Origin of the sequence: Actinomyces israelii DSM 43320, assembly GCF_000711965.1 — a bacterium.
Classification (GTDB): Bacteria; Actinomycetota; Actinomycetes; order Actinomycetales; family Actinomycetaceae; genus Actinomyces; species Actinomyces israelii.
The window spans coordinates 19105-35159 of sequence record NZ_JONS01000035.1; the positions used below are offsets into that span (position 1 = coordinate 19105).

General features: G+C 72.8%; 13 protein-coding genes, 1 tRNA gene and 1 pseudogene. 5 read left to right on the forward strand and 10 right to left on the reverse strand.

What is annotated here, in order from left to right; genetic code table 11:
• Positions 1-125 precede the first annotated feature (125 nt).
• The 4 genes from O145_RS11530 to O145_RS11545 all read right to left on the reverse strand — a co-directional run bounded on the left by O145_RS11530 (position 126) and on the right by O145_RS11545 (position 6114).
• A complete protein-coding gene (locus O145_RS11530; RefSeq protein ID WP_156966739.1) occupies positions 126-1838 on the reverse strand; it encodes a methyltransferase domain-containing protein in 1713 nt (570 codons plus the stop codon).
• Between the two features lie 598 nt (positions 1839-2436).
• Positions 2437-2510, reverse strand: a tRNA-Pro gene (locus tag O145_RS11535).
• 207 nt (positions 2511-2717) lie between these two features.
• Entirely contained in the window at positions 2718-3698 is a 981-nt protein-coding gene (locus tag O145_RS11540; protein WP_411265959.1) for a metallophosphoesterase, read from the reverse strand.
• Positions 3699-3708: 10 nt separating this feature from the next.
• On the reverse strand, positions 3709-6114 hold the full coding sequence (locus O145_RS11545; RefSeq protein WP_043563150.1) for a transglycosylase domain-containing protein: 2406 nt from the start codon (positions 6112-6114) through the stop codon (positions 3709-3711).
• Positions 6115-6510: 396 nt separating this feature from the next.
• Here O145_RS11545 and O145_RS11550 point away from each other — a divergent pair, with 396 nt between their 5' ends.
• Together O145_RS11550 and O145_RS17500 are read left to right on the forward strand one after the other, a co-directional pair.
• Positions 6511-6837, forward strand: a complete 327-nt coding sequence (locus O145_RS11550) for a WhiB family transcriptional regulator (protein ID WP_043563151.1) — start codon at positions 6511-6513, stop codon at positions 6835-6837.
• A gap of 225 nt (positions 6838-7062) precedes the next feature.
• Entirely contained in the window at positions 7063-7233 is a 171-nt protein-coding gene (locus O145_RS17500) for a DUF4177 domain-containing protein (RefSeq protein ID WP_084682566.1), read from the forward strand.
• A gap of 75 nt (positions 7234-7308) precedes the next feature.
• Here O145_RS17500 and O145_RS11555 read toward each other — a convergent pair whose 3' ends face one another.
• A complete protein-coding gene (locus tag O145_RS11555; protein WP_043563152.1) occupies positions 7309-7986 on the reverse strand; it encodes a Crp/Fnr family transcriptional regulator in 678 nt (225 codons plus the stop codon).
• 167 nt (positions 7987-8153) lie between these two features.
• Between O145_RS11555 and nth the strand changes: the two genes are divergently transcribed.
• The gene (gene nth / locus O145_RS11560) at positions 8154-8834 is read left to right on the forward strand and encodes an endonuclease III (protein WP_052375076.1); all 681 of its coding nucleotides are present in this window, start codon (positions 8154-8156) and stop codon (positions 8832-8834) included.
• A 67-nt stretch (positions 8835-8901) separates the two neighbouring features.
• On the opposite strand, the gene O145_RS11565 is transcribed toward nth, so the two are convergent.
• The 5 genes from O145_RS11565 to O145_RS11585 form a co-directional block, all read right to left on the reverse strand.
• Entirely contained in the window at positions 8902-9840 is a 939-nt protein-coding gene (locus tag O145_RS11565; RefSeq protein WP_043563155.1) for an alpha/beta fold hydrolase, read from the reverse strand.
• A 1156-nt stretch (positions 9841-10996) separates the two neighbouring features.
• The gene (locus O145_RS11570) at positions 10997-11320 is read right to left on the reverse strand and encodes a branched-chain amino acid transporter permease (RefSeq protein ID WP_043563157.1); all 324 of its coding nucleotides are present in this window, start codon (positions 11318-11320) and stop codon (positions 10997-10999) included.
• Positions 11314-12072 carry an AzlC family ABC transporter permease gene (locus O145_RS11575; protein ID WP_229118531.1) on the reverse strand — a complete coding sequence of 253 codons (759 nt, stop codon included), beginning with the start codon at positions 12070-12072 and terminating at the stop codon, positions 11314-11316. The genes O145_RS11570 and O145_RS11575 overlap by 7 nt, the downstream gene beginning before the upstream one ends.
• Before the next feature lie 90 nt (positions 12073-12162).
• Complete coding sequence (locus tag O145_RS16615; protein ID WP_156966740.1) at positions 12163-13470, reverse strand: hypothetical protein; 1308 nt, start codon at positions 13468-13470, stop codon at positions 12163-12165.
• A 105-nt stretch (positions 13471-13575) separates the two neighbouring features.
• Positions 13576-14556, reverse strand: a complete 981-nt coding sequence (locus tag O145_RS11585) for a hypothetical protein (protein WP_229118529.1) — start codon at positions 14554-14556, stop codon at positions 13576-13578.
• A 77-nt stretch (positions 14557-14633) separates the two neighbouring features.
• Here O145_RS11585 and O145_RS11590 point away from each other — a divergent pair, with 77 nt between their 5' ends.
• Together O145_RS11590 and O145_RS11595 are read left to right on the forward strand one after the other, a co-directional pair.
• Positions 14634-15656 carry a Fic family protein gene (locus tag O145_RS11590; RefSeq protein ID WP_324252502.1) on the forward strand — a complete coding sequence of 341 codons (1023 nt, stop codon included), beginning with the start codon at positions 14634-14636 and terminating at the stop codon, positions 15654-15656.
• Positions 15657-15835: 179 nt separating this feature from the next.
• Positions 15836-16055: pseudogene (locus O145_RS11595) on the forward strand (helix-turn-helix domain-containing protein); the annotation flags it as partial.

The window sequence follows — 16055 nt, forward strand, 5'->3', positions numbered from 1 at the left end:
GGGCGGCCGAGGCGGGAGGGCCCAGCCTCAGGACCGGCCGTGCGGGGCCTCGATCGGGCCGGCCGTGCGGGACCCCGATCGGGCCCGACTCCGACAGCGGTCCCTGCGCGGGTGCGCGAGCGCCGCTACGACTCCCCGGGCGGCGGCCCCTCGGCCAGCAGGTCCGGGCCCGGCACCGGGATGCGCTCCATCTCCCCGGGCTCGAACTTCACCAGGCCGCCGGCGTACGTCCGCCCCCGGCTCAGGGCGACCCCCGCGCGCAGGTGGTCCGCGAGGCGGTCCAGGAGCGGGCCAGCCATCGGCTCGCGCGGGTAGAGCCCGTGGGCGATATTGATGTGACGGGCACCGGCGTCGTTGCGCACGAAGGCCGGGGGGCGGCGGGCCATGTAGGTGGCCAGGATGGGGGCGGGCTCGCGCAGGCCCACGCTCCACCAGGCCCTGCGCCGGGAGGCGATGTACCCCTCAGGGACGCCCAGCGCCCTGGCCTCGCGCAGGAACGCGTCGATCTGGCGGCGCTCGTCGTCGTCGAGGACATCGAGGTCCACGGGCAGGTCCACCACCCGGCGCAGGGCGTCCGCGCTCTCCAGGCGGGCACCGGCGTCGAACAGCTCGCGGGCCCGGGTGATGCTCGGGAAGAGCACCCTGGCGGGGAGCGCGAGGCGCCGGTCGCGCCTGACCCACACGGCGTTGGCGCCCGTGACGGCTCCGCGGTGCACCCGGCACAGCTCGCCGAGCTCGACGTAGCCGGTCGGGATCCCGGGGGCCGCGCGCGTCAGGGCCGACCAGCGGGCCGCCTCGGCAAGGCGGTGCCGGGGGATGTCGCGGTCCTGGTCGAGCCGGCCCAGCTTGTGCACCGACGCGACTCGGCGGATTGTGATCGACGGCGGCCTCCGGCCCATGCGGAAGCAGGTGATGGCGCCGGTGGTGGCGGCGTCGGCGAACGGTGCGGCCGCGGGGTCGAGGACGTGGATCGATGCAGCCCCCAGGTCGTCGAGAAGAAGCCGGCGCATGAGCCGGCCGTAGCCGGTGTCCAGCCACTCCGCGGAGGTGATGAACGCGCCGTAGTCGCCGTCGTGCCCGAGCTCGGCGGTGGCGAGGAGGAAGTGGGCGTGGAGCCCGGCCAGCGCGGTGGCGGGCAGGCCGCGGCGTCGGGCCGTCTCAGTGAGCCAGGCCTTCCACTCCGGGGCGATCCGGTGGTGGCGCACGTACGGGGGGTTGCCGAGGAAGAGGGTCGGGCCCGGGGCCTCCGGCAGGCTCAGCGCGCGGTAGTCGGCCAGGTGGATGCGGGCGCGGTGCGCCAGGCCGGCGGCCGCCAGGTTGGCGCGCAGCATGAGCGTGGCCAGCGGGTCGATGTCCACGCCGTGCAGCGAGGCCTGCGGGAACTGGCGGCCCGCGGCCAGCAGGTAGCGGCCCGAGCCGGCTCCGGGGTCGACGACGCGCGCCGGCCGGCCCTGACCGGCTGCCCAGCCGACCATGGAGCCGATGATCTCCGGCGGCGTGTAGGTCTGCCCGAGGCGGCGGCGCTCCTGCGGAGAGCGGATGGCGCAGTAGGCCTCGCCCAGCGGGTCCTCACCATCGCGGATGCGCGCCCGGATCTCGTCCACGACGGCGGGGGCCGGGGCTGGGCGCCCGCCGGGGCCCGGGCGCGAGGCGGAGCTGCTGGGGCCCGGGCGCAAGGCGGGGCCGCCGCGGCGCTCGCCGCCGGGGCCCGGGCGCGAGGCGGGGGCCCGCATGCTGCGGACGAGCCGGGCCTCGGCGGGCGTGAGGTCTCCGGAGTCCGCCGCCCCCAGTGCGACGGCGAGGGCGACCAGGGAGCCGATGGTTGTCGGGGCGCTCATGTCGTGCAGCATTTTAGATGGCCGACGGCAGTGGCGGGATGGGGGCCGGCGGGAGGGGCGAGGCCGGTGGTGGAGCCAGCCGGCACGCCGCGTCGTCTATTCCCCGCGGGCACGGCGCCATCTTGCTCATCTCTATCGCGGGATTGCCTGGGAATCGGGCTTCCCCGACCAGGTCGAGGCCTGTGCCCCCGCGCTTATGGGTCGTTGCGAGAACTTAGTCGGCCTTCCGTGGTTCCGTGGCCGGTCGCGCTCGCGACTTCACGCCTCACCTCTGGTGAGCAGGGAGCGGGACTCGGGTCGCGTGTTCGGCGGCTCGCTCATTCAATGGACATCCTGTGACAGGAGATGACCCTGGAGACCACCGGATGAGTCACTGCGCACAGTGCCGCGATCTGTCGGGACAGGCCAAGCTGTTGCTCCACCTCGTAGAAGAGTCTGTCACGGGCGGGTCCCGGCCCGGGGCTGTTCGGGCGCTGCTTCCCTGGTGACTGAGTGAGTTTGGGGCTGCCGCATGAGCCATAGCCCTACCCGCTGAACTGACCGCGGGACCGGCGATGCGCGCACCAGAATCCAGTTAACGTGAACTGAGTCACATTAGTCGGGGTGGCGGGATTTGAACCCACGACCTCTTCGTCCCGAACGAAGCGCGCTACCAAGCTGCGCCACACCCCGTGTGCAGCAGAAGAAAGCATAGTCGGCTCATGACGGTGGAAGGAAATCCGCCCGAAGAGGCATCGGTCACGCGGATGCGAGGCCCGTACTCGTCATCAAGAGTGCGGCGCAGCCGGGTGATCCACTCCGGTACCGAACCGATCTCGGTGCGGAACTGAACCGATCTCGACGCGGGGAAAAGCGGGCGGGCGGCGCGGTGCGGCGGACTCAGGCGGCGGGCAGCAGCGTGAGCAGCGTGGCCTCCGGGCGGCAGGCCAGGCGCACCGGTGTGTAGGGGCTCGTGCCCAGGCCCGCCGAGACGTGCAGATACATGTCGCCGACCGCCTCGGGGGAGCCGATGCGGCCCGGCCACTGCGACAGGCCCGAGGCCCGCCCGCGGTCGAGGTCGCAGTTGGTCACCAGGGCGCCGACACCGGGAAGGCACAGCTGGCCGCCGTGCGTGTGCCCGGCCAGCGCCAGGCCCACGCCGTCGTCGGCCATGGCGTCCAGCACCCGCCGGTAGGGCGCGTGGAGCACGCCGATCCGCAGCGGGCGGCCGTCGCGCCCGAGCACCGCCGGCCCGCCCCCGTCGTCGTCGTCCCGAGAGACGGGCGCCGGGAAGGCGTCGCGCTCGGCGTGCGGGTCGTCCACCCCGACCAGCTCGATGCGCCGCCCGCCGACGGCGATCGCGCCGCGGGCGTTGGTCAGGTCCGCCCAGCCGCCCGAGGCCTGCAGGTCGCGCACCTCGCCCCAGGGCAGTGCCACCTCCGCCTCGTCGAGGTCGTCGTAGGGCGAGGGCGGGTTCGGGCGCAGGTAGCGTGTGGGCAGCCTGAAGAGCGTCGTGCGGTAGTCGTGGTCGCCCAGGACGAAGGCGCCGGGCCGGCCCAGGAGGGGCTCGAGCGCGCGCCCCAGCGGCTCCAGGCCGTTGGCGAAGGACAGGTTGTCGCCGGTGTTGACGACGACGTCGGGGTGCAGGCGGGCCAGCCCCCGCACCCAGGAGACTCGGGCCTCGGTGCGGCTGGTCAGGTGCAGGTCGCTGAGGTGCAGGACGGTCAGGGGCTCCTCGCCGGCGGCGAGAAGGGGGACGTCGACGCGCCGCAGCACGGGGCGGCGCGCCTCGATGAGCGTGTATCCGAGCAGGCCGACGCCCGCGGCAGTCACGCCGGCAGCGATGCGGGCGAGCGAGCGCGCCGCACTGTGCATGGTCACGGGCACCCTGTCAGTCCCCGTCCTTGCCCTGGGGGCTCCGCTGGCTCGGCGGGGTCATCGGAATGTCCTGGCTGTCCTGGGTGGCGGACTGCCCGGCGCCCTCCTGCGCCCCCGGGCCAGCTGACGGCGGGTGGGACGCCCCCGCCTGGGGCGCCTGGCCCTGGGCCGGCTGCCCCTGTGACGAGGCCTGCTGGGAGGGGGCGGGGCTCTGCACAGGGCTCTGCCCCGCGGCGGGACTCGAGGCCTGGACGTCCTGCCCGCTCTGGCCCTCGGGGCCGGTGGCCGAGGGCGGGGCGGCGCTCGGCGTGACGCCGAGGCCCACCTGTGTGAAGCCGAGGGCGGGCTGGCCCTCCAGCGCCTTGTCCATGTACATCTTCCACAGCGGTACCGGGGCGTCCGAGCCGTACATGGTGGTGTAGTAGCGGCCGCCGATGTACTGGTGGTCCATCGAGGAGTAGCCCTCCGAGTGCCCCAGCCACACGGATGTCGCCAGCTGCGGGGTGAAGCCCGTGAACCAGGCGTTGTCCATGGACTCGGTCGTTCCGGTCTTCCCGGCGGCCTGACGCCCGTTGAGGACCGCGTCCTTACCGGTCCCGTTCTTGTCCAGGACGTGGGTGAGGGTCATCGCCGTCTTGTCCGCGGCGTTGGAGTCCATCGCCTGGGTGCAGTTGGCGGAGGGCACCTCCAGCGAGTTGCCGTCGGCGTCCAGGATGGAGTCGATGGCGATCGGGCGGCAGTAGAGGCCGTGGGCCGCGAAGGCCGCGTAGGCGCTGGCCATCTGCAGCGGCGTGACCTCCTGGGAGCCCAGCGCGATCGACGGCGTGGGGACCAGGGGGCTCCCGGAGTTGGTGGTGACTCCGAGCCGGGCGGCCCGGTCCGTGATGTTGCAGATGTCCATCTGCTGCGTCATCCTGGCGAAGCCGACGTTAATGGACTGGGCGGTGCTCTGAATGACGGTGTGATTGCCGCCCTCGCTCGCGTTGGCGTTGCCGACGGTCCACTTGTCGGCCTTGGAGGGGTCGCAGGAGATCGTCCAGTCCGATGCGCCGAAGGTGGTTGGGCTGGTGTTGAACACGTCGTTGCCCGAGTGACCTTCCTGATACCACTCCGCTAGGACGAAGGCCTTGAACGTCGAGCCCGGCTGGAAGCCGGAGGTGCCGTCGTAATTCTCCAGACCTCCGTGGGAGGCGTCGGCGTTGAGGGATATCTGCGTGGTCGAGGGATCGTCCTCGGTCGCCACCCCGTAATTCGTGTTCTGGCTCAGGGCCACGATGCGGCCGGTTCCCGGTTCGACGGAGGACAGCGCCGCCTTGACGTTGGACGGGTCGCCCGTGGGCACATACTCCTGGACGGCGGCGTCCGCGGCCGCCTGCTTGTTCATGTCCAGCGTCGTGGTGATGGTCAGGCCGCCCCGCAGGAGCCGCTGGCTGCGCTCCTTCGGCGTGGCGCCGAAGAGCTCGGAGTTCTCGATCTCGGACTTCACGTACTCGCAGAAGTAGGCCGCCGTCCCGGCGGTGCCGCACCCGCCCACGGTCTCCGTGACGTGCAGCAGGTCCTCGATCTTGGTGTTCTTGCCCGCCTGCCACTGGTCCTGATCGATGAACTGCTCCTCGAGCATCTTGTCCAGGACCCAGTCCATGCGGTCCTTGGCCTTGTCCGGGTAGGCGATCGGGTCATAGGCGCCGGGCGCGTTGGTCAGGCCCGCCAGGAGCGCCGCCTCGGGGATCGAGAGCTCCTTGGCGGAGTGGGAGAAGTAGTGCCGAGCGGATGCCTCGACCCCGTAGGTGGACGGGCCGAAGGCGGCGATATTGAGGTAGCCCTCGAGGATCCGCTGCTTCGCGTCGGGGTACTTCTGCTCAAGGGTCAGCGCGTACTTGATCTCGCGGATCTTGCGACCTGCCGAGCGCGCGGTCGCGGCGGACTGCGCCGACGGGTCGTCGTTCTGGATGGCCGCCTCCACCAGCACGTTGCGGACGTACTGCTGGGTGAGGGTCGAGGCGCCCTGGGAGCCGCCGTTGGCGTTGGAGACCATGGCGCGGGCGATACCGGTGGGGTCGACGCCCTTGTGCTGGTAGAAGCGCTGGTCCTCCACCGCGATAATGGCGTTCTGCACGTTGGTGGAGATGTCGGCCAGGGGCACGACGATGCGGTTCTCGGCGTAGAACTGCGCGATCTGCGTGCCGTCGGAGGCCTTGATGACCGAGATCTGGCTCGGTTCGAGGAGGTCGAAGTCGTCGGGCAGCTCGTCGAAGAAGTTGGCGGATGCGCTCGTGAAGGCGGCCGCGGCGCCGACGGCGGGCATGGCGAACCCGGCGGCGAGTATGCCGCCGGCGGTCGACAGGAGCACGAAGACCAGGAGCATGGAGACCACCTGGGCGGGCGAGAGCGACCTGCCACGGGGGGAAGACTTCGACATGGAGGCAAGCCTACGGGCAATCGTCCGTTCGCGCTGTGGGCTACGACGCGATCGGTCTGAAAAAGACCTAAGAAATGCGCATGAAGGAGCACGGAGGGCTGGTGCCCGCTCGGCGGGGGGCGGACGGGCGCCGGACGGGCGCAGAAGGGGGCGCGGAGCGCCCCTGCGGAGGGCCGGCGCCTGTGCGAAGGCGGGTGCTGACGGGCGAGCGCCCTGCCGAGGGAGGGGCGTTCGCCCCGTGCGGGTGGTGGGCGGACGCCCCGGGAGGGCGGCCGGCGCGCCCTCCCGGACGCTGCGAATCTGAGCCGGATTTGGCTTAAGGCCAACGTGTGACATACGGTCGTCAGTGTGATGCGGCTGACATCGTCGTCGGCCGACCCGGCTAGGGAGAGAGAGATGACGACGACCGACCAGACCTGGGCTGTTCGAGCGGCGTGCGCCAACGTCGATCCAGATCAGTTGTTCGGTAAGGGCGCCGAGCAGCGGGACATCCGGTCACTGTGCTTCTCGTGCCCGGTCCGCATGGAGTGCCTTGCCGAGGCCCTCGACTCCGCCTCCTCCTTCGGAGTCTGGGGCGGGCTGACCGAGCGGGAGCGTCGTGCACTGCTGCGCCGCTTCCCCGAGGTGACCGACTGGAGCGAGTGGCTGCGCCGGGAGGACGACGAGCTCGTGGCCGAGATCCACGCCCGCCGCGCCCCGCGGATCCTGGCCCGCGTGAGGTGAGGCGGGCGAGCACCCGCCCGCATCGGCGTCGAGGACCGGTCTCGGCGCGGAAGTGAACCGATCTCGAGCCGGAGATCTACCGATCTCGGCGAGGGGGCGGCTCCGGCGTCGGCGCCGCCCGCGTCACTTCCCCGACGCGCGCGGCCGCCCAGGACCGGACTGAGTCGGATCGCCCCCGCACGCGCGAGGTTTACCGTCGTGCGGGGCTGCCCGTAGGCTCGCGCCATGACTACTCACCCGACCGCCTGGGAATACGCCACCGTCCCCCTGCTCACCCACGCCACCAAGCAGATCCTTGACCAGTGGGGCGCCGACGGCTGGGAGCTCGTCCAGGTCATCCCCGGTCCGACCGGCTCGGACAGCCTCGTCGCCTACCTCAAGCGCCCGCGCGCCTGACGCCCCGGCCGCCGGCGGGGCGCGCCCTCGCACGGGCGGCGCCCCGCCGGAGTCGCGGGCGGCCACGGAGGTCCGTCACCGGGCGCGACGGCGCAGGCGATCGACGTCGAGCAGCGTGACCGCGCGGCCCTCCAGGCGGATCCAGCCGCGGGAGACGAACTCCGCCAGGGACTTGTTGACCGTCTCGCGGGAGGCCCCCACGAGCTGGGCCAGCTCCTCCTGGGTCAGGTCGTGCGGGACGTGCACGCCGTCGTCCGTCGTCGAGCCGAAGCGGTCGGCCAGGTCCAGCAGGGCCTTGGCGACGCGCCCGGGGACGTCGGAGAAGACCAGGTCCGCCAGCGCGGTGTTGGTGCGGCGCAGGCGCTGGGCCAGGGCGCGCAGCATGTCCTTGGCCAGGGTCGGGTGCGACTCGACGAAGCCCATGAGCTGCGTGTGCTCGAGAGCCAGCAACTCGGTGGGGGCGACGGCGGTGGCCGTCGTCGAGCGCGGGCCCGGATCGAAGAGGGTGAGCTCGCCGACCACCTCGCCCGGGCCGAGCACGGCCAGCAGGTTCTCGCGGCCGTCCGCCGAGGCGTGGCCGAGCTTCACCTTGCCGGAGAGCAGGATGTAGAGGCGGTCGCCGGCGTCCCCCTCGTTGAAGAGGGTCTCGCCGCGACGCAGAGTCGTCTGCGTCATCATGGCGCGCAGCTCGTCCTGCTCGTCGGGGGTCATTCCCTCGAAAAGCGGGATTCTGGCGATGATGCTGTCTTCCACGAAGGTCCTCCTGTGGGGTTGATCGGCTGGGTCCCGGCCTTCAGCGGGCAGCCCTGTGCTCTATCCTGCCACGGCTTGTGATCTGTGGCACGCGGATAAACATTGTAGTCTCTATTGTGATCCGGTCGGCATCCGAGGGCCGGGGCGCATGACAGTGAGGAAAGCGAATGAGGGGGTACGCGACCGCGCCGGCTGACGCGCTCGGGCGCCCGGGGGCGACGGCCCTGCGCGCCCGCGCCGTCGATGACGAGCTCGCCGCCGCCTACCCCGATGCGCGCTGCACCCTGGACCACGACGGTCCCTTCCAGCTCCTTGTGGCCACGGTCCTGTCCGCTCAGACCACCGACGCCCGCGTCAACACCGTCACCCCGGCGCTCTTCGAGGCCTGTCCCGACGCCGGTGCGCTGGCGGCCGCCGACTCGGGCCGGCTCGAGGCGCTGCTGCGGCCGCTGGGCATGCAGCGCATGCGCGCCGAGCGGCTCATCGGCCTGGGCGACGGGCTGGCCGGGCGCTTCGACGGCGTCGTACCGCGATCGCGCGAGGCGCTCGTGAGCCTGCCCGGCGTCGGGCGCAAGACCGCCAATGTCGTGCTGGGCAACGCCTTCGGGGTGCCAGCGCTCACCGTGGACACCCATGTGGGCCGTCTGTCGCGGCGCCTGGGCTGGACGACGGCGAAGGACCCGCTGCGGGTGGAGCGCGACCTGGCCGCGCTGTGGGAGCCGGAGCGCTGGACCGACGGCTGCCACCGCCTCATTGCGCACGGGCGCGCGGTGTGCGGCGCCCGCGCGCCGCGGTGCGGGGAGTGCGTGCTGGCCGAGGCCGAGCTGTGCCCGCGGGTGGGCGTGTGAGCTGACGTCCTGCGGCCGTCTTCCTCGGGGCTGCGATCGGGTGCCGGGGGCCGTCCCGTCCACCGCCCTATCGCTTCTGGCTGATCTCGGCGAGGAAGGGCAGGAGGGCGTCGACGAACTGCTCGGGAGCCTCCTCGTGGGGGAAGTGCCCGACGCCACGCACCGTCACCTGCCGCAGGTGCTCCGCGACATGGTGGACGTCGCGCGCGTACGCCTGCGCCGGCTGAACCGGGTCCACCTCGCCCTGCACGCTCATGACCGGCACCTCCGCAGGGGCGCTCAGGCACATGATCTCCTCACGGCTGAGGACCGTGCGGCGAACCGTCTCCAGCGCCGAGCGCGCCGCCCCCGGCCGCGCCATGAGGGCGGCGTAGTAGCCGGCAGGCTCCGCCGCGGCCTGCCTGGTGCGGGGGCCCGCCCAGGACCGCAGCAGGCGGTCGACGCCCGGGGCCGTGCGCAGCGCCCGCTCCGGAAGCAGGGGCGTCTTGAGCCACAGGTACTGCAGCGCCGCCCCGGAGACGATCCGGCCGCGCAGCGATCGCAGCGCCAGCGGGTGCGGCGCCCCGACGGGCACGATGGCCGCGGTCATCGTCGGCTCCCGGTTCGCCAGTGCCCACGCGACCTGCCCGCCCAGGCCGGCCCCGACGACAACGGCCCGCTCGTGCCCCAGCGCGTGCACGACGGCGGCCAGGTCGGAGGCCAGCGTCACCAGGTCGTAGCCCGACGGCGGTCGGTCCGAGCCACCGAAACCGCGCAGGTCCGCGGCGGCGACGCGATGGCCGGCCTCCGCCAGGGGCTCGATGACGTGCCGCCACGTCCACCAGCACTCGGGGAAGCCGTGGACGAGCAGTATCAGGGGCTCGGCTGAGCCCGGCGCCGTGAGGGCGCCGGTGCCCGGTGACGAGGGGGGCTCTTCGGGCCCGGCGAGGGCTGCGTGGAACTGGGTCCCGCCCGCGGTGAGGTTGCGGTGGGTCCAGGGTCCGGGGCGGTTGACGATGACGGGCACCAGTGCAGCCTAGATGATTGATTCCGGCGAGACGCAGGCCGGGTCTGGTTGCGGACGGGTGCGCAGGTCGGCGCGCCGGCCGGACGGAGACGAGCGCCCGGGATCGATCAGCCAGGTGATTGACGACAGGGTGCGGGAGGGGGCCGCGCCGGTGGCGGTGTCCCTCTCGTCGAGATCGGTTCACTTCCGCGCCGAGATCGGTCGTACTCCGGCTCGAGATCGGTTCGAGGCGCAGCGGCTCCCGGCGGGTGTCAGGCCGGCGCTGCTGCGCCCCGGACAGCGGCCGCCCTGGGCGTCCTCAGCGTCCCGCGCCGTCCAGCCCGTGCCGCGAAACCGCGGAGCCGCGCCGAGACTCCCTCGGTGCCGTGGCCGTCGGCCGTCCTGGAAGCGCATGGGAGTGGAGGATGCGGCATCCGGTTCGGCCGTCATGTGGAAAGGCCCTCTGCGCGTGCGAAGGACTGCGCCGACTCGTCTTGACGGACTGGGTGGAACCGCGGTGCTTCAACGAGAACAGGCGTTCTCTGTGCCGGGCCGCGCTCTGCCGTGCGCGAATCGCCGCCGCGCCCGTCCCCGGGCGGGGAGCCCGCGGCCCGCGCTTCGATGCGAGCCGGGCGGCGTCGGCACGGGCCCGCAGGGTTGGACAGTGGGCCGGTGACGGTCCGAGCCCTGCACTCTGCGCGTGACTGGGCGAGCGCATGAGGAGGGCTGCCGGCCCTGGTGATGCCTGCGCACGCTGTTCGCCGGCATCCGGGTGCGGACGGGAAGAACCCCTGCCCGGGGGCGGTTCGCACATGGGAGAGAGGCTGCCTAACAGAGAAGCCGCAGGTTTTCGTTGAGATTCTACGGTTCTGCCTGGGCCATCAAAGTTGGTTGACGTGCTCCCATGTGCGTACAGGGGGGTCTGCGCACATGGGAGCGCGTCAGCTCGTCTTGACCGATGCCGAGAGATCGCGGAATCACGCGGAAAATCGGCGCCCATCCCGGTGAGGCCCTCTTCTCCCATGTGCAACCTCTGCCCCACGCGGTCGCAATTCACACTGCGCCGCGGACGGAACGCGCCTCGCTGCGGACGGAACATGAGATTGCGGCGTGCGTGGCCGGCACTCACCCGCGCACTCCGCGCGCCTGGTCGGTGCGAGCCCGTGAGGTGCCGCCCTCAGCCCAGCAGAAGGCTCACAATCACGTAGATCCCGGTCCCGCCGATCAGCGACAGGCCGATCGAGCGGCGCCACAGGTGCAGGCCCGCCGTCGTCCCTATGCCGGCCAGCGCCGGTAGCCAGGTGGCGGGCGCGGGGCCGACGTCGTCGAGCGTGTAGGCCACGAGCACGATCATGACGCCCAGCGGCATGGCCGAGGACAGGAAGTCGAGCAGCGGGCTCCTGCGGCGGCCCCGCAGGAGCGCGAAGGGCGCGATGCGGCAGGCGTAGGTGATGAGAGCGACCATGACGACGGCGACGGCGATCTGAGGGTCGGTCAGCATGAGCGGCTCTCTCCGGGCGTCCGCATCCCGGCGGCGCCCGCGTCGGGACGCATCCTCCGGGTCCGCGCGCCGGCGCGCCGGCGCCAGCCGTAGAGCGCGATCAGCCCCGCCGCCAGCACGCCCAGGGCGCTGAGCAGCGCAGCCGACCCGCCGATCGTCATGCCCACCACCCCAGCGAGCACTCCGACGACCAGGACCGCCCGGTCGGGGTGGTTCTTCCAGTTCTCGATCGCCAGGACGACGAACAGCGCGGTGAGCACGAAGCCCAGCAGCTTGATGTCCTCGCCGACCAGCGCCGCCAGCCCTGTGCCCGCCAGCGCCCCCGCCGTCGTGCCCAGGGTCCACGACGCATGACTGACAACCTCGACTGCGACGATGTAGCGCCCGCTCATCGCGCTGCGGTCCTTGGAGGCGAGCAGCGCGTAGACCTCGTCGGTGATCGCGTGGACGGCGTAGAGCCGGGTCAGCAGGCGCCCGCGCACGCGGTCGAGCGGGAAGCCGAGCCCGTAGAAGACGTGCCGCCCCGAGACGAAGACGGCGGAGGTCGCGATCGCCGCCAACGGCTCGCCCGCCCCGGCCAGGGGCACGAGCAGCATCTGCATGGTCCCGGAGTAGATGACGACGCTCCACAGGGGCGCCCACCACCACGACAGCCCCTCGGCGACCAGCAGCATGCCGGCGGCCAGCCCCAACGTCACGTAGCCGATCACAATGGGCACGACGTCGCGCAGGGCGTCGCGCACGGATGTCATGGACGGGGTGGCAGCGGTGTCGGGCACGTCCCCCAGGCTAGATGAGCGGGGCGGCGGGCGGGCGCCGGCCTCCGCCCCACCCCCGGCGGCTCAGTCCGCACTGCCGGCACGACGGCGATCCCGGTCGATCCTCTCCTGCTCGCGCCGCCCCTCGAGGCGCGCCGTGTACGAGACGACGCCGACCATCACCATGAACAGGCCCAGGGCCAGGAACTTTCCCGTGACCGCGTCGGCCCACAGGTAGGTGCTCATGCTCTGGCCGAGGGCGGACTGGGTGCTCAGGGCGCTGAGGAAGGGCGAGAACGCGTCTGTCATCACGCCGGGGGCGACGAGGAAGGGCAGCCCCAGCAGGATCGAGAGGGTGCCGACCACAATGCTGCCCACGGAGGTGCGCCGTGCTACCCACATGGCGATGATGAGTGCGAGCGCTCCCACGGCCAGCTCGGTCAGGCCGCGGGGCGACATGGTGAAGGCGAATGAGTCCGAGGCGTGGGATGTCGCCATGGAGGCGCCGTCGTGGAGGAAGAACCAGGTCACGGGCAGTGCCACGATCGACACGAGGACTCCGGCCCAGTGGGTGCCGGCCCGCGACCTCGGGCGGCCGATGACGGTGGAGCCGTCCAGCGGGACGTCTTCCTCGTCATTGTCGGCGGGGCGGGAGCGGCGCCTGGTCCTGCGGGTCTCCGGCTGCTCGGGCTCGACGGCGGGGGTGGGGACAGGGTTTGGCCCGGGGCCCGCCCCCGGTGACGCGGCATAGCCTGCGGGCCCGCCCGCACCGGGTGCCGCGTCCGGGAAGGCGGCGGCCTCCGCGGGCGCCGCACCGGTGGCGCTCGGCGTCTCCGCGGGGACGGGCTGGGCGGGGGTGAACAGGGAGCGACGACGGACCGCTGTGTCCTCGACGGGAGGCTTGTCGGTCTTGCCGGGCCGTCCGGCGTCGGGGGCGAAGACCGCCGAGTCGGGCCTCTCCAGGGTGAGAGGGTCTTCGTCGTGCCTTTCGAAGGGGAAGGCGCCCGCTGCGGGCCCGGGGGTGCCGGCCTGCGGGGTCGTGGGCGTGCCGGGGGTTGCGGGCGTGCCGGGGGTCGCGGGCGTGCCGGGGGTGCTGGTCTGCGGGCTGGACGGGCCGACGCCGGCCTGCGGGGTCGTGGGCGTGCCGGCCTGCGGGGGCGCCATCCCGACGCCGGGGCCGAGCGGTCCGGGTCCGCTCAAGGGGGCGGCGTCGAACTGCGCGGCGTCCTCCCGCACAGTGAGAATCTCGCCGTTGGCGCCCACCACTGGCGCAAGGGCGGGGATCTCCAGGGATGGCGTCTCGTCGGCGGGGGTGCCTCCTCCGACAGGATCGTTCGTTGCGTTACGGCCGGGTGCCTCATCCTCAGGACGACCGGGGTTCTCAGTACTCACGGGGCCTCCTTCTGCGCTACCACCGTAGTCGTGAGACGGATTGGTTGGGAGGAGGCGTGCCGGGGCCTCCGTTGTGGGCTGCGGTTCTCCATGGGCTCTCCCGGCTCACGGGCGGGCGGTGCCGTTCGCCGGCGTGGTCGTCTCCATGCTCTTGAGCCCGGCCAGCTCGCCGGCCCGGCCCTGACGCCTGGCCAGATGCACTCCCCAGCCCACGGTCGTCAGCAGCAGGCCGGTTGCGATGAGCCCCACCCCGGTCGGGTCGCTCGGCAGCCACCGCGCGAGCCGTGCGGCTCCCGGCGCCGCGGGCCACACGCCGTAAAGCAGTGCGGGCAGGCCGGCGAGCACGAGCAGCGGTCCGATCGCCCGGGCGCCGAGGGTCGAGCGGCCCGTGAAGAAGGCGCCCGCTGCGAGCAGGACGAGAGCGGCCAGCGCCGTCGGCGCTCCGGAGAGGCCTGAGCGGCCCGGGCCGACCAGCTCGGCGTATCCGTGCTGAAGGAGCAGCAGCGCGCCGGGAACCGTCGTCGCCGTCACTACGAAGGACAGGGCGTGGGCGCGGCGCCTGGACGGCGGGGCGGACGGCGTCACCCCCCGGGCGCGGTCGGCTGCGGCCAGGCGCACGGCCAGGCGGGCGTCGGCTCGCCCGGAGCGACGGGCGTGGCGCATGCCCCACGAGCCGCCCAGGAGCACCCCCGCCGTCACCAGCAGCGCGCCGGTGGGGATGAAGGCGCGCGCCCACGGCATGGGGGAGGACTGGGCGCCCTGCGGGGCCAGGAGCACCACCGCTTGCACGGCCAGTGCCGTCAAGCCCGCCACGAGGCCTCCCAGTGAGGAGCGGGCGGCGAAAAGCCATTGTGACGCAATACATACGAGGAGTGTCAGGGCGAGGAAGAGCACAGCCGGCAGCAGTCGGCCGACGGCGGTGAAGCGGGAGGCGATGCCCAGCGGCGCCATGATCATGGGGGGCAGAACGAGCCCGACGGCGGCGGTCAGCAGGTAGTCGGCGCGCCGGGAGCGCGGGGCGACCGGCACGCCTCCCGATGGCGTGGGGGGCGCGGTGCGGGTGGCGGGGGATTGTGCGGGGGTCACGGCTCGAAGCCTACAATTCTCCGCCGGGCCGGGCATTCCCGGCCTCTCGGGCTGTCTACAGTGGTGCGGTGATCAGCATGTCGGTGAGCATCGGGCCCGGGCCTGGTCCGAGCCCCAGGCGGGGCGAGGGGCCGGACGTCCGGCCACGGGGTCGTTCCAGCGGCCCGACCGGTCCTGACGGCGCGGGCGGCCTCGGCGGCCGGGTCGGCGGCCCAGCCGGCGCCGACCCGGCCGCCGAGGCGCTGCGCTCGATCGCTGCGGACGCCCGGGTCGTGCGCGCCGAGGAGGCCCTGCGCCAGGCCTCGGCCGAGCTGCGGTTCCACGAGGCCCTGCGGCGACGGTGGCGCGAGGCCCGGGCCGAGGCGGCGGTGCGCGGCGCGATCGCCTCCGGCGGCGTGGAGGGCGTGGTCCTGCCCGCCTCCGTCCTGCGCGACGCCGTCGCCTCCGGCGGTCTCACCGAGGCGTCCACGGGTGAGCCGTCGCTGGACGCCGTCGCCGGACTGTGGCGGGCCGGGGTGCGGCTGACGACCTGGATGCCCGACCTGCGCGGCGACGCCCGACCCGCCCAGCCGGGCCCCCGGGCGCTGCTCGCGGCCCTGCACCGGGACGTCGTCGGGCCCATCGCCGTGGCCGGGCGCGTTCCGCTGGATGCCGTGGCCGCTCCCCGGCCGGCCGGGACCGCGCCCGTGGAGGGCGGGCCGGGCACCGCGCCCGATGGCGAGGCACTGACGGCACGCCTGGAGGGCGTGGCCCGTCTTATCGACCTGCCCGGCGCACCGGCGCTCGTGCGGGCCGCCGTCGTGCACGGGGAGATGGTGGCGGTGCGGCCCTTCCTCGTGGGCAACGCGGCCGTCGGCAGGCTTCTGGTCCGCCACCTCATCACTCGCGACGGGCTTGAGCCGACCGGGGTGGCGGTCACCGACCAGTACGCGGGCCGGGTGCCGTTGGCCTACGCGGACGCGGCAGCCGCCTATGCCGGCGGGACCCGCGACGGCGTCGTGGCGTGGGTCGTGTGGCAGGCCGAGGCGATCCTGGTGGGGATCCAGGAGGCGCAGGCGGTCTGCCGCACCGTCCTGGCCGGGACGACAGCGGCCGGCTGAGGCGCTCGGGTCGGTGCCGGCCGGGCCGGCTGGATCCTGGTGCCAAAGTGCGGGGGTGGTCGGTGCGGACCGGGTTTCACGGCTCTTGTATGGCCGGAATTAAACAAAATGGCATTCTGGGGCAACTGCTGCGGGATTCCTGGTTGGCGTCTGCGGAGCACCTCGTATAAGATAATCTCATGCAGATCGACATGACGGACGAGGAACGGGACATCCTCATCAGGTGGAAGAAGCGCTCAGACACCTACAGGCTGGTGAGAATGAAGGCGGAGGCGATTGTGTACGCTGCCCGCGGCGTCGGCCTGGATATTATCGCGGAGATGGTCGAGCGGGCCGAGGGGACGGTACGTGAGTGGCTGTCGGAATGGCGGAGATACAGGATGGGCTCCGTGGTAACCG

What these genes read in the sequence shown, in the direction of transcription:
- O145_RS11530 (WP_156966739.1), bottom strand. Translation starts at nt 1,838, where the DNA reads ATGAGCGCCCCGACAACCATCGGCTCCCTGGTCGCCCTCGCCGTCGCA.
- O145_RS11545 (WP_043563150.1), bottom strand. Translation starts at nt 6,114, where the DNA reads ATGTCGAAGTCTTCCCCCCGTGGCAGGTCGCTCTCGCCCGCCCAGGTG.
- O145_RS11550 (WP_043563151.1), top strand. Translation starts at nt 6,511, where the DNA reads ATGACGACGACCGACCAGACCTGGGCTGTTCGAGCGGCGTGCGCCAAC.
- O145_RS17500 (WP_084682566.1), top strand. Translation starts at nt 7,063, where the DNA reads ATGACTACTCACCCGACCGCCTGGGAATACGCCACCGTCCCCCTGCTC.
- nth (WP_052375076.1), top strand. Translation starts at nt 8,154, where the DNA reads ATGAGGGGGTACGCGACCGCGCCGGCTGACGCGCTCGGGCGCCCGGGG.
- O145_RS11570 (WP_043563157.1), bottom strand. Translation starts at nt 11,320, where the DNA reads ATGCTGACCGACCCTCAGATCGCCGTCGCCGTCGTCATGGTCGCTCTC.
- O145_RS11575 (WP_229118531.1), bottom strand. Translation starts at nt 12,072, where the DNA reads ATGACATCCGTGCGCGACGCCCTGCGCGACGTCGTGCCCATTGTGATC.
- O145_RS11590 (WP_324252502.1), top strand. Translation starts at nt 14,634, where the DNA reads ATGTCGGTGAGCATCGGGCCCGGGCCTGGTCCGAGCCCCAGGCGGGGC.